Genomic DNA, 280 nt, shown 5'->3' with positions numbered 1-280 from the left:
GGACCGACGCGACCGGCATAACCAGCCTGTCCGTCCGCGATGATCCTTTCCCAACCGATTATGTCTATCCCGGCGTAGCGCTCGGCACCGCGCGCATCGCGTGGCGGCGCGGCGCGGGGGACTGGGAGCGCTTCGACAGCGCGCGCGCCATCGCGGTACGCACGGTAGAAACAGCCGCAGGCAGGGTGGCGAGCTATGCCATCGCCGACGCGCTGGACCTGCAGCTTGAGCAGCGTCTCGAAGGGGCGGATCTGGTGTGGCGCATCACGCTGTACAATGT

The 280-nt window shown here is 67.5% G+C and carries 1 protein-coding gene; it reads left to right on the top strand.

Going from position 1 to position 280, the window contains the following annotated elements; all coding sequences use genetic code 11:
* Positions 1-280: hypothetical protein (locus tag C1X29_RS29835; protein ID WP_218275711.1), on the top strand; the 280-nt coding region annotated here is incomplete at both ends.

The sequence above is a fragment of the Pseudomonas sp. GW456-12-10-14-LB2 genome (assembly GCF_002884345.1).
Taxonomy (GTDB): Bacteria; Pseudomonadota; Gammaproteobacteria; order Pseudomonadales; family Pseudomonadaceae; genus Aquipseudomonas; species Aquipseudomonas paraglycinae.
This window is presented reverse-complemented; position numbering and strand designations above follow the sequence as displayed.